This window comes from Wenzhouxiangella sp. YN9 (genome assembly GCF_056324165.1).
Genome location: NZ_JBJNIP010000082.1, coordinates 1 through 12,957, shown reverse-complemented (window position 1 = coordinate 12,957; position 12,957 = coordinate 1). Strand labels below are relative to the sequence as shown.

General features: G+C 55.9%; 8 protein-coding genes. 7 read left to right on the top strand and 1 reads right to left on the bottom strand.

What is annotated here, in order from left to right; translation table 11 throughout:
* Positions 1-1,733 precede the first annotated feature (1,733 nt).
* The 7 genes from ACEWQ0_RS05595 (at position 1,734) to ACEWQ0_RS05565 (ending at position 11,658) form a co-directional block, all read left to right on the top strand.
* Positions 1,734-2,453 carry a hypothetical protein gene (locus ACEWQ0_RS05595; protein ID WP_476484777.1) on the top strand — a complete coding sequence of 240 codons (720 nt, stop codon included), beginning with the start codon at positions 1,734-1,736 and terminating at the stop codon, positions 2,451-2,453.
* A 257-nt stretch (positions 2,454-2,710) separates the two neighbouring features.
* Entirely contained in the window at positions 2,711-5,152 is a 2,442-nt protein-coding gene (gene hsdR, locus ACEWQ0_RS05590) for an EcoAI/FtnUII family type I restriction enzme subunit R (RefSeq protein ID WP_476484778.1), read from the top strand.
* Between the two features lie 2 nt (positions 5,153-5,154).
* Positions 5,155-5,721, top strand: coding sequence for a hypothetical protein (locus ACEWQ0_RS05585; protein WP_476484776.1), 567 nt, complete (start codon positions 5,155-5,157; stop codon positions 5,719-5,721).
* Positions 5,722-5,724: 3 nt separating this feature from the next.
* Positions 5,725-7,173: an N-6 DNA methylase gene (locus tag ACEWQ0_RS05580; protein WP_476484775.1), complete on the top strand. Its 1,449-nt coding sequence runs from the start codon at positions 5,725-5,727 to the stop codon at positions 7,171-7,173.
* Positions 7,170-8,900, top strand: coding sequence for a restriction endonuclease subunit S (locus ACEWQ0_RS05575; protein ID WP_476484774.1), 1,731 nt, complete (start codon positions 7,170-7,172; stop codon positions 8,898-8,900). Before ACEWQ0_RS05580 ends, ACEWQ0_RS05575 begins: the two co-directional genes overlap by 4 nt.
* The gene (locus ACEWQ0_RS05570; protein ID WP_476484773.1) at positions 8,900-10,000 is read left to right on the top strand and encodes a hypothetical protein; all 1,101 of its coding nucleotides are present in this window, start codon (positions 8,900-8,902) and stop codon (positions 9,998-10,000) included. The genes ACEWQ0_RS05575 and ACEWQ0_RS05570 overlap by 1 nt, the downstream gene beginning before the upstream one ends.
* A gap of 38 nt (positions 10,001-10,038) precedes the next feature.
* Complete coding sequence (locus ACEWQ0_RS05565) at positions 10,039-11,658, top strand: RNA-binding domain-containing protein (RefSeq protein WP_476484772.1); 1,620 nt, start codon at positions 10,039-10,041, stop codon at positions 11,656-11,658.
* Between the two features lie 212 nt (positions 11,659-11,870).
* Here ACEWQ0_RS05565 and ACEWQ0_RS05560 read toward each other — a convergent pair whose 3' ends face one another.
* The gene (locus ACEWQ0_RS05560; protein ID WP_476484771.1) at positions 11,871-12,788 is read right to left on the bottom strand and encodes an IS3 family transposase; all 918 of its coding nucleotides are present in this window, start codon (positions 12,786-12,788) and stop codon (positions 11,871-11,873) included.
* Positions 12,789-12,957: the final 169 nt, after the last annotated feature.

Below are 12,957 nucleotides of genomic sequence, written 5' to 3'. Positions count from 1 at the left end.
CATCCCGAGCGCTACGTCAAAGGACCACCCCAAGTTGCCAGGCCACCAGCGGTCGTCTCGATCAATCCCGACGATGGTCAGACCGCAACGGAGTTACTCGGCACACCAGGTGCGTTCGAAGTCTCACCAACACCGGTCAGCATCGAGCTGCCCGAGGTTGTTACATAGAAATCGTCGCCGATGTGTTGGGAATAGGTTGACACGTTCCGTGACGTTCTATCGTAAAGTACGCGCTTCTACTGCCGTGAATTGATTAGTTCAGCACCGAGATTGCACCACACAAATTAGTGCGCCATATATATTTTTGCTTGCCCTGATGAATAATAGAAAACCGATTCTTTTATCGCTTGGAATGTATAGCCAATGAGACTGATTAAAGCTCGCGTCCGCATGTATCACGATATCTGCGATACCGGAGAGTTTGAAATCCAGAATGGAAGGCCGCTTCTTCCTGGTGTACCTAGAGGCCGAAAGATCCTAATTCTTGACGCCCTGCAGCGGTTAAATCCACCCTCGGAACTTCAGGGATTTGACCCGCTTCGCGACTATCCTCGATCTGAATTCGACGACGACATTATGCGGGGCAATGTTTTTCCCTCCGATGTGACAGTTGCAGAAGGTCACTTCGCCCCGGAACCAGGAGACCTAGATAATGATCACGATGCCTGGCTATACAAATGCACTTATATATTTGGCCGGACGCTGGACAACAAATGGTGGCACCGAATTGACGGTAGTCCGAGTTTACTCACGTTTGGTGAGTGCAAGCAGGATATCTTATATCTCTGCCTCCACGCCGAGAGCCGAAAGAGCGACGGAGATAGATCTCCTAGTGAGCTACTTAATGCGTTTGCAGGCCTATGGACAGATAAGACAGTCATCGATGGTAGCCGCGCTGAAGCGCTGTTTAATTGGGTTTGTAGTTTGCGGCCGTTAATTGAGCTTGAGACCGAATATCACTCGCTATGGGACGAGCTCCAATTTGAGACAGTTATGGCCACAGTATATTCGGACGCGTTGGGCCTCCTCAGGAACCAGCTTCCAGTAGGTCAAGTCGCTCTATTGGATAACAATTAAGAAAGTAAATGCTTAGCTCGATCGGCTGAGGATGCTGTGAGGCTCTCTGACACTGAAACCGCGAGGATATGGCCGTCTTCTCGATCTTACCCGGACCCACCGTCGATTCCAACGCTCTACAAACTGGGGAGTTGTAAGCCCGTGCCGCGAGTAGAACCCCAGCACGACACGGCCGCTAGCACAAATCCCATCCATGTCCATCAACAAATCCCGACAGCGTCCCCTGTCCCTAGCGCCCGACAATTCCGGTGTGCTAACCTAAAAAGCACTTAAGTTGGGCGAAGCGGATGGCAGACGAGATCAGCTGGCGAGCAATGGGAGAACGTTTGTGGGCAGTCGCGATTCGTAGATCGCCCTAGCAATGATGGAAATCGGCGAGGAGGGAGCACACAGACTCATAGGGCGGATCACGACGCAATGACTTGTGCGTTTGTTCAAGGAGCCTGAATCAGGAAGGCACGCGCAGATGCATCTTTTTGGATCCGGCACACTCGCTCCGCCTCAACCCCCATACGAAGATCTTAATTGCCAGTCATTGCCGCATCCGCAACTCGTTGCTGTATATGTATCGATTTACGTCGCCAATGAGTATTCGAACAAATCGATTTTGGATTGCATGTGGCGACAATTTGCAAGAGATAAGCTAGTCAGCTGTCATGTACATCGTGCTCGACACAAATCTCGTCGTGGGGTACTACCTCCCGCGAGCATTGAATCATCAAAAAGCCCGGGCACGTGTCCGGACACTAGTGGATTCAGTCCGATCCGGCGAATCCGAGCATTTTCTCTACATTCCTAATATCGCAATTGCGGAGGCCTTCAGCATCTTCGCGAAGTATTCATTCGGAAGGCACAATCAGCACGTTGTTAAGAACGGTGGCACGATCGATACCCGCATTTACCAGTCCTTGTGTGATCAGTTCCAAAAAGACATTCACAACGGACGCGTTTTTTACCAACTTGAGCTTAATCGATATCATGTGCTGGGAATTGACCTTGTCGCTCCAATCGACCACTACTTCAAGATTCAACGCACACAGAAGTATGCGCGGCCTGCCGGAACTTTCGATCAGATTATTGTTGCGATGGGTATTCATCTAGGTCATCTTCATGGCGTCAATAATGTACTAATCGCCACTGCTGACACACGACTCACTCAATTGGTTAAAAAGTGCAGAAGCAACATTCCAACCAGAACGGTCCAACGCCTGAAGCTAGATCGGGCAGAAGATGTTGCAGGGAAGCGATTCAGCCCCAACCTGTTTCCCGAAGCCGTCCATATTGGGAACGCACGGATCTCTGATCTGGAGCGCTTGCTTGGTCAGTGGCCTCTTCCGGTTGGGGGGCTTGGAGGGAGGTACACGCATGACGGATAACAAGTCGCTCAAGTACGCTCCGGCCCTAGCGGGCCTCCGCCGGACGCACTTACGCGCGCCGTGGCTTTTCCGCTCCAGCAGGACTGTCAGTTCGCTGGGAATGGCCGAGGAATTCCTTGTGTCTGATTCCGTGGGAATCTTTGGCTAGAAAACTCCGGTCGGGCGAGTTCGATCCAAGTTGCTGCAGTTCCTTGGATTATAGTGGACGAATCGGTACAGTACCGGACGAGGGCAGTCAGCTAAGAAGGGCGGGCATGATTAACAAGAAAGACCTCTCCGAACGCGACATCTGTACGAAATTCATCACTCCGGCGCTGCGCAAGGCGGGCTGGGACGAGATGCTGCAGATCCGGGAGGAGGTCAGCTTCACCAGGGGGCGCCTGATCGTCCGCGGCAAGCTGGTCAGTCGGGGGAAGGCCAAGCGGGCCGATTACATTCTCTACGTCAAGCCCAATATTCCGGTGGCACTGATCGAGGCCAAGGACAACCGGCACAGCGTCGGGGACGGCATGCAGCAGGCGCTGGGATACGCCGAGACCCTTAATATTCCCTACGTGTATTCGTCCAACGGGGACGGCTTCGTCTTCCACGACCGGACCGGCGCCAGTGACCAGCCCGAGGTCGATCTGGACCTGGACGACTTCCCTGCGCCCGAAGATCTCTGGCAGCGCTACCGGGCCTGGAAGGGATTGGACCCGGAGGCCGAGAAGGTCGTGCTGGAGGACTATCACGACGACGGCAGCGGAAAGACACCCCGCTACTACCAGGTCAACGCCATCAACGCCACGATCGAGGCCATTGCCAAGGGTCGAGACCGCATCCTGCTGGTCATGGCCACGGGTACAGGCAAGACCTACACGGCGTTCCAGATCATCTGGCGGCTCTGGAAATCGGGCCGGAAAAAGCGAATTCTGTTCCTGGCCGACCGGAACGTCCTGGTCGACCAGACCATGGTCAATGATTTCCGGCCGTTCGGTGGCGCGATGGCCAAGCTCTCGACCCACTCGAAAACCATCGAGCGGGCCGACGGGTTGGAGACGGAGCTTCCCCTGGCCGTGGACCGCCAGCGGCGAATCGACACGTCTTACGAGGTGTATCTCGGGCTGTACCAGGCCATCACCGGCCCTGAGGAGAACCAGAAGCTTTTCCGAGAGTTCTCGCGGGATTTCTTCGACCTGATCGTGATCGACGAATGCCACCGTGGCAGCGCGGCCGAGGATTCGGCCTGGCGCGAGATCCTGGAGTACTTCGAGTCGGCTACCCAAATCGGCATGACCGCCACACCCAAGGAGACCAAGTACGTCTCCAACATTGCCTATTTCGGGGATCCGATCTACAGCTATTCCCTGAAGCAGGGCATCCGGGACGGCTTTCTGGCCCCGTACAAGGTCGTCAAGGTGCACATTGACCGCGATGTGGAGGGTTACCGCCCGGAGAGGGGCCAGCTCGATCGGGTTGGGCAGCCGATCGAAGATCGGATCTACAACACTAGGGATTTCGATCGGCACATAGTCCTAGACGAGCGCACCAAACTGGTAGCAAAGAAGGTCACCCAATTTCTCAAGGAGGCTGGAGACCGCTATCAGAAGACCATCGTGTTCTGTGTCGATCAGGAACATGCCGCTCGCATGCGACAGGCGCTCGTCAACGAAAACGACGATCTCGTGCTGGAGAACCCCCGCTACGTGATGCGGATTACCGGAAACGACCCGGAGGGACAGGCCCAGTTGGGCAACTTCATCGACCCGGAGTCCAAGTGGCCGGTGCTGGTGACGACCTCGCGGCTGCTCTCGACCGGGGTAGACGCCCAGACCTGCCGGCTGATCGTGCTCGATCGCGAGGTGGGCTCGATGACCGAATTTAAGCAGATTGTCGGGCGTGGAACCCGGGTGCACGAGGACACCGGCAAGTACTATTTCACGCTTATCGATTTTCGCGGCGCGACCAGCCACTTCGCGGATCCGGATTTTGATGGCGAGCCCGTGCAGATCTACGAACCCAGCGGCACTGGTCCGATCGACCCACCTGAGGCGCCGCCGACCGACGAGGAAGGCGAAGATCTCCCCGAGGCGCCCGGCGAGGACGAAACGATTCTCGATGATCCGACCATGCCGGAGCCGCGCTCGGAACCGCGGCCGAAGGTCTACGTCGACGGCGTCTCTGCCGAGATCGTCGCCGAGCGAGTGGAATATCTGGATGCCAACGGCCAATTGGTGACCGAGTCGCTGCGGGATTTCACGAAGAAAGCGCTGCGTAAGCGCTTTGCCAGCCTGAATGACTTCCTTCGCCGCTGGAACGCCGCAGAGCGCAAGCACGCACTGCTAGAGGAGCTGGAGGCTGAGGGCTTGCCGCTCGATCCGATCCTGGACGAGCTCGGCAAGGACCTGGATCCATTCGATCTGATCTGCCACGTAGCGTTCGGCGCCAAGCCGCTGACGCGACGCGAGCGAGCCGATAACGTCAGGAAGCGCGATGTGTTCAATCGCTATGGTGAGCAGGCCCGCGCAGTTCTCGATGCGCTGCTCGAGAAATATGCCGATGAAGGCGTCCTGAACCTGGATGATACGAATGTGCTGCGGATTCCGCCGTTGGATCAGCTGGGTACGACGGTTGAGCTTGTGCGCGCGTTCGGCGGCAAGGCTGCATTTGAGCGGGCCGTGCACGATCTGCAGAATGAACTCTACGGGGAGACCGCCTGAATATGCCGGTTATACGGCACGAGAATCGACTTAAGATCGTCCGGTTAGAGCTCGATCCGGCAGAAATCTCCCAGCTTCTGGAGAAACACCGTCAGAAATGGGAGCCGGCGGATCGCCTGGAGGCCGAGGCTGATGCCGTGATCGCCGCTGGATATACGCCGGAGGCCTCGATGGAATTTGCCTCGGAGGTCATCCAGTGGGGCGGCGGGCACCGGTTTGCAGGTCGTTTCGTGGCCAAGAACGCTGCCGTAGATGTGGCGTCTACTTTGGAGCGATCTGTAGCCCTGACCGACCAGGGAAGCGTCGGAGCCGGTGTGGAAGCAGTTCGCCAGCTTAACCAGCTCGGTCAGTCGTTCGCCTCGAAGATCGTTCGGTTCCTCCGCCCGGAGAAGGCGGTGATCCTCGATAGCATCATTCGCAACGCGCTGGGATACACCGAATCGGTGGCGGGCTACGAAGAATTTCTCGCCGACTGCAGAACCATTAGGAATGCCGCAATCGATACTAATCCGCAGCTTCGAGTCTGTGACGTCGAAGCCGCAGTCTTTGCAAAGATTCAAGGATACTGATTCATGGCTGTACGTACGCTTGTCAAATCCATCCAGGACATCATGCGCCAGGACACCGGCGTGGACGGCGATGCCCAGCGAATCAGCCAGCTGTGCTGGATGTTCTTCCTCAAGATCATCGACGACCAGGATAAGGAGCTGGAACTGGTCAAGGATGACTATCGCTCCCCGATCCCCGAGCGCCTGCAGTGGCGCAGCTGGGCCGCGGATCCGGAAGGCATCACCGGTGACGAGCTAATGGACTTCATCAACGACGATCTGTTCCCAACCCTCAAGGGCCTGGCCCCTCGTACGCCTCGCGCCCGGACCGTCCGTGATGTGTTCGAGGACGCCTTCAATTTCATGAAGTCAGGACAGTTGATGCGCCAGGTCGTCAACAAGATCAATGGCATCGACTTCAACAATCTGTCCGAGCGCCAGCATTTCGGCGACATCTACGAGCAGATTTTGAATGATCTGCAGTCGGCCGGAAATGCCGGCGAGTACTACACGCCACGCGCTGTGACTTCGTTCATGGTGAAGATGACCGACCCGAAGCCCGGCGAGATCCTGTTCGATCCCGCGTGCGGGACTGGCGGGTTCCTGACCTGCGCCATCCGCCACATGCGTGAGCACTACGTCAAGCGCCCCGAGGACGAGGCGACGATGGAATCCTCGCTCCGGGCGGTCGAGAAGAAACAGCTCCCCCACATGTTGGCCGTTACCAACATGCTGCTGCACGGCATCGAGGATCCCTCCTTCCTCCGCCACGACAATACTTTGGCCCGTCCCTATATTTCCTGGGGCAAGGACGAACGCGTTGACATCGTGCTCACCAATCCGCCCTTCGGTGGGCGCGAGGAGGATGGCATCGAGGCCAATTTCCCCCAGCACTTCCGCACCCGCGAGACGGCCGACCTGTTCCTCGCTCTGATTATTCGCCTGCTGAAACCAGGCGGTCGGGCGGCGGTGGTCCTACCTGATGGCTCGCTTTTCGGCGAGGGCGTCAAGACCCGGCTCAAGGAGCACCTGCTCGAGGAGTGCAATCTCCACACCATTGTCCGCCTGCCCAACTCAGTCTTTCGCCCGTATGCCTCGATCGGCACAAATCTGCTGTTTTTCGAGAAGGGTATGCCCACCAAAGATATCTGGTTCTGGGAGCACCAGGTCCCCGAGGGCCAGAAAGCCTACTCCATGACCCGACCCATCCGCTTGGAGCACCTGGACGACTGCGTGGAATGGTGGGGCGGGCCGGAGCGCAAGGGTCGCAAGGAAACGGAACGCGCTTGGAAAGTCACCGCAGAGGAGGTGAAGGAGCGTGGCTACAACCTCGACATCAAGAACCCCCATACGGTGGAAGAGGAGCTCGGCGACCCTGAGATCCTTCTAGAAGAACTGACTAACGCCGAGGCCGAGGTTGCCGCACTGCGCGATCAGCTCAAGGCCATCCTGTCGGAGGCGCTGATTCGATGAATGCTGAGCGTCTTCTTGAACTCTACGACAAGATAGCTGAGGCGCCTGACGCCATCAAGCAACTGCAGAGATTTGTGTTGGATCTTGCCGTGCGAGGCAAGCTGGTTGAGCAGGATCCAGCTGATGAGCCTGCCTCCACATTACTGGAGCGAATCGCAGCAGCGAAGGAAGATTTGGTAAAGGCAGGAGAAATCAGAAAACCCCGGAATCTTGCCAACGGCTCGGAAGTTGAACGACCTTTCGACATCCCGCCTGCGTGGCGTTGGTGCCGTCTTGATGCTGTAGGCGCTATTGTTGGTGGCGGTACGCCCCGTGCAGGCGATACCGAGAATTTCGCTGAATCTGGTGACGGCATTCCATGGCTGACCCCGGCCGATCTTGGCGGCTACCGGGGCCTTTATATCGAACGAGGTTCGCGAGATCTGACTGAAAAAGGGCTCAAGTCGTCCTCGGCTACCCTGATGCCGGCGGGGACCGTGCTTTTTACTAGCCGTGCGCCGATAGGCTATGTGGCCATCGCCTCGAATCCGATTTCTACAAATCAAGGATTCAAGTCCATCGTGTCTTACGTTGCTGACTGTTCTCGATTCGTTGCTCTAGTGATGCGATCTTTCGCGCCTGAGATCGATGCGAGGGCTCCGGGAACAACCTTCAAGGAAGTCTCGGGCAAGATCGTCGCCGGTGTTGCCTTCCCTCTGCCCCCTCTCGCTGAGCAGCAGCGAATCGTGGCCAAGGTGGAGGAGCTGATGGCGCTGCTGGGCCGGCTGGAGGCGACCCGCACCGCGCGCGAGACCATACGAGACCGGCTAACCACCGCCAGCCTCGCCCGCCTGACCGCGCCCCACACCGATCCCGAGGTGTTCCCGGACCACGCTCGCTTCGCCCTTGACGCGCTCCCCGCCCTCACCGCACGCCCGAAGCAGGTCGGAGCTCTCCGCGAGACTATCCTCAATCTTGCTATTCGGGGAAGGCTTGTGGAACAAGATCCTTCGGACGAGCCAGCATCAGAATTGATGGATCGACTTCAGAGAAGAAGAGAAGAGTTGATTAATTCTAAGAAGCTAAGGAGGTTAAAAATGCCTCCTAAGCCAGATAGCGAGGAGCTAGGTTTCAATGTGCCGACTGGGTGGTTGGCCGCAAGGCTTGGTGAAATATATGACGTCCGCGATGGCACGCACGACACACCTAAGTATGTTAGCGAAGGAGTTCCCCTTGTCACAAGCAAAAATCTTTCATCCGGAGTCCTATCATTTGATGGCGTAAAACTCATCAGTGAAGAAGATCATCGAAAGATTTCCCAGCGATCACTTGTAGAGAAGAATGACGTTCTTTTTGCCATGATTGGTAGTATCGGCAATCCTGTTATTGTCGATACCAATAAGGCCTTCAGCATCAAAAACGTTGCTTTGTTCAAATATATAGATAGCAAGGACCAATCCCCGAAGTTTCTGAAATATCTACTTGAGTTCGCTTCCCATGTAATGAGAAGTGAAGCTACCGGTGGGCTCCAGCCCTTCGTGTCTTTAGGGTACTTAAGGTCTTTTCCTATTGCGCTTCCACCTCTCGTAGAACAGCATCGGATCGCAGAAAGAGTCGATGAACTCATGGGTTTGACCAATCGGCTGGAGAGTGCCATTCGGATATCAGATGCCACGCGTGGGCGCCTGCTAGAGGCAACTCTCCACAAAGCTCTTGGAGCCCCGTCAAGCGAACGAGAGGCCGCCTGATGCCCATCCGCCACAGCATTTGGAGAGTGGGTCAGAGACCGCAGGCCCTGAAACACGGGTTCCTCGACAGTGAAACACTGCTGGAGGATATGATCGTCTCCGCGCCGGAGATCCTCTCCCCCGAGTGGTTGATTATTGGCCGACAGGAGGATACCGGACATGGCGGGCGGATTGACCTGCTCGCACTCGCGCCCGATGGTGCGCTGATCCTGATTGAGTTAAAACGCGCCCGAACGCCCCGTGACGTGGTAGCCCAGGCGATCGACTACGCAGCGTGGGCGGAGTCGCTGGAGGCCGAAGATATCGGTCGCATCTTTAGTCGTTTTTCAGGGGGCGACGATCTCGGCCGTGCCTACCACGAGAAATTCGGCCAACGGCTCGACGAGGACACCCTCAACGAGAGCCACCAGATTGTGATCGTAGCGTCCTCGCTAGATGCAAGCAGCGAACGTATCGTCGATTATCTGAACCAACGCGACATCCCCATCAATGTGCTTTGCTTCCAGATATTCGAGAGCCCCGACGGTCCGCTACTCAGCCGCGCTTGGCTGCATGATCCAGTCGAAACACAGATGGCTGCCTCGACAACCGGAGGACGTCCTTCCGAGAAAGAGCCATGGAATGGCGAGTATTACGTGTCGTTCGGCCACGGGATGGGCCGATCATGGAAAGAAGCAAGGCAATACGGTTTCGTTTCTGCTGGCGGTGGCTCCTGGTACAGCGGCACCCTGAACCTGCTAGAACCCGGCGATAGGATCTGGGTCAAGGTGCCCGGAACTGGCTTCGTAGGAGTGGGTCGGGTAACTGAGAAGGCCGTTCCAGCGGCGGACTTCCAATTGCCAGGCCCCGGTGGCGCACTCCGCCCAGCACTGGACGTGCTCACCGAAGACCATTACATGCGTGATCACGTGGACGACTCGGATCTCTGCGAGTATTTTGTCGCCGTTGACTGGATCGAAACTGTTCCGCTGGAGAAGGCCTTCAATGAAGTTGGTCTGTTCGGCAACCAGAACACCGTCTGCGCACCGAAGACGCCAAAATGGCGGCATACGGTAGCGAGGCTGAGTCAATTTTTCGAACAGCCCGATAAGATACTCTAAAAGCCGGCGCTGTTGTATAGGCATTGATTGGAGAGGTTATGGAGCCTGAACAAATAGTCATGAGCTTTGTGCAATCTCTGCAAGCAGAGTGCGGTTCTAAACATTCTCTTTTAGTAAGAGTCACCAACGATGTGTCAATCGAATCAAAGTTCTTCGAGACGGTGGTTGAGGGAGCTGATTGGTATGAGAGTGTCGCTTCCATGAGGGTTGATTTTGTTGCCGTCGACGCACCGCTATCAATGGCTAAGGAAGAGGTTGATATTGGTGGCTCATTGATGAAGGTTCAGAAAAATTGGATCGAGATTGCAAAGGCACTCTGCCTCTTAAATGACACGGGTGTCTGCATTGCGATCGTTGAGCAGCCTGCGTTTGGGCTCCGACAGGGCGAAAAGTTCCTGAAATCGCTAGAGGGCGATGGATTTGCATTAGACGGTATTTTTAACTGCCCTCCAAATCTTCTCGCGACTACGTCTATCATTCGTCCGGTAATCGCCGTAATAAGCAGGAAGTCTCCAGGTAGGGTGTTTGCGGCAGAGCTGGAGGATGTGGCGCAGGCGTCATCTGTCGCCCGAGCATTTGTGGATGGGTACGATGGGGACTCCTTGGCCGAGGGGATGATGATTGACGGTGGGGACTTCACTGGCTTCGATGGTTTGAAGGCTAGGATTCAGCTTGATCGACTGGAGACACAATATAAGGAATACCAATCGCGTCCTCTAGGTCAGGTGGCTAGTGAGATGAACACTGTTGGATCAGGCGAATCATTCACTGGCAAGGAAAACGCAGTCTATGTTCCAATGTTTGGTGATTCGGCGGTAGTCGATAAGCTACAAGAAGCAAGCATAAAGCACCAGAATCTTTTTGAAGTTGTATTTCCGGATACTGTAAATAATTCCTATGTTGCAGCTTTCTTTCGCTCTGATCTCGGGTTGCTGGTTCTAAAGTCTCTAACCCGAGGTTCAGTGATATCAATGATTTCTAAGGCTGAACTTGCTCGAGCACCGCTTGCCCTTCCGGGCATCCAAGAGCAGGAGGAAATTGTTGAGTCTCATAGTAAGCTCTTCACCTTAAAAAACGCAATTGAAGGATTCCAGAAAGATCTGGCGCTTAATCCAAGAAGTGCATCCGCGATAAGAGGTCAAGTGGATAGTATGCTGGAAAAGATTGGAGCTTTGACCGAGGCGGATCGGATAATGGGTATGGCTCGGGAGGGGGAGTCTGCAACGGTCGAATTTAAACAGACGCTCAGCCTAGATGTCAGAAAAGGGACAAAGGAGAAATACATCGAGGTTTCTGCCCTCAAGACCATAGTAGCCTTCCTGAATACAAAGGGTGGCACCTTATTGGTCGGAGTTACCGACGACGGCGAAATCGTAGGGGTTAATGATGAAGTAAGGCGATTTCATAAGAACAACGATGGATTTTTACTTCATTTTAAGAACAGAATCAAAGAGCGTATCGGTGAGCAGAATTACCCATTTATTGACCAGAAAATCATAGCTCTCGGCGATGCTTATGTGTTAATGGTTGAGTGCAGGCAGGCAACGTCGCCATGCTACCTTGACGAAAAAGAATTTTATGTTCGTACTAATCCCGCTACGGACAAGCTTGAGGGTCCGAAACTCGTTGAGTATATTCGGAATCACTTCCCTAGTTGAGGTCTCATCTTACAATTCTCTGTAGATGACTTCTGGCGCCCAAAATATTGGTGGCTCTTTCCGGTTTTGTGTGGGTTGACCGGTTCGGATAGGCTACCGACTGGCCCTGATTCGAGTCCAGTCCCATGCACGACCGCGAGCTTTTCCGCCAGATTCTCGGCATTCAGGCGCCCTGACGGTGGTTGTCAAGATAGATGTCGCCTTACCCATGCTTAGGCAGCCTGTTTTTCTGGCCGCTCTTCCTTCTCCGGGTTCAGCCACACGGTTCCGACGGGTGACCAGTTCCGGGTATCTCCGCTCCAGCGCTGCGGATGCCGCTCTCGCGCCGCCTGATAGACGGCGTGCCGCTTGGCCAGGATCTCGATGTCCTGCCCGGTGTGACGCTGGTTCGGCGTGACGTAGTTGATGCCGCGATGCTTGTGCTGGTGGTTGTACCAGTCGACGAAGTCACAGACCCACTCGCGCGCGGCCTCGAGCGAGGCAAAGCCAGTCTTGGGGAAGTGCGGCACATATTTGCAGGTCCTGAACAGCGATTCGACGAACGCGTTGTCGTCGCTGACCCGCGGTCGGCTGAACGAGGCGGTGATCCCGAGCTTGCCGAGCATGACCTGCACCGTCTGGCCCTTGATCGGGCTGCCGTTGTCGCCGTGAAGGACCAGCGGATTTCCGATGCAGCCTTCCTTCCAGACGCTGCGCTGGACCAGATCGCTGGAGTGCACGGCACTCTCGTTCTCGTGCACCTCCCAGCCCACGATCTTGCGGCTGAACAGATCCATGATCAGGTACAGGAAGAAGAAGCGGCCGCGGATATCGCCCGGCAACCAGGTGATGTCCCAACACCACACGGTGTTGGGCGCATCAGCGCGGTGAGTCGCTGGCGGTCGGGCCGCTGCAGGGTTGCGAGCACGTCCACGATGGTGCTGCTGGTCCTCGTCATTGAGCACGCGGTAGAAGCTCGACTCCGAAGCCAGGTAGCGGCCCTCGTCAGCCAACTTCGGCACGATCTGGCCGGGCGGCATGGAAGCGTGCTCGGGCTCGTTGCAGATCCTTACAATCTCTTGCCGCTCTTCGGGCTTGAGCGCGTGAGATGGCAACGGGCGTGCCGCCTCCGGCCGTCTGTCGGCGCGCACAGCGCCATCTGCCGTCCAGCGCTGGTATGTAAGCGTCCATTCCGCACCGTTCTTCCCCGCGCGTTGCTGAGTCAGTAATCTGCTCCCAAACTCAACTCAAGGAGCAGATCATGTCTTCGACCTATCGCATTCGCCGCTCGGCAAAGCAGTGGCAGAACCTGATTGACGA

Bases quoted from the DNA above. Each gene is read 5' to 3' on its own strand.
- ACEWQ0_RS05585 (WP_476484776.1), top strand. From the start codon at position 5,155: ATGCCGGTTATACGGCACGAGAATCGACTTAAGATCGTCCGGTTAGAG.
- ACEWQ0_RS05565 (WP_476484772.1), top strand. From the start codon at position 10,039: ATGGAGCCTGAACAAATAGTCATGAGCTTTGTGCAATCTCTGCAAGCA.
- ACEWQ0_RS05580 (WP_476484775.1), top strand. From the start codon at position 5,725: ATGGCTGTACGTACGCTTGTCAAATCCATCCAGGACATCATGCGCCAG.
- ACEWQ0_RS05595 (WP_476484777.1), top strand. From the start codon at position 1,734: ATGTACATCGTGCTCGACACAAATCTCGTCGTGGGGTACTACCTCCCG.
- ACEWQ0_RS05570 (WP_476484773.1), top strand. From the start codon at position 8,900: ATGCCCATCCGCCACAGCATTTGGAGAGTGGGTCAGAGACCGCAGGCC.
- ACEWQ0_RS05575 (WP_476484774.1), top strand. From the start codon at position 7,170: ATGAATGCTGAGCGTCTTCTTGAACTCTACGACAAGATAGCTGAGGCG.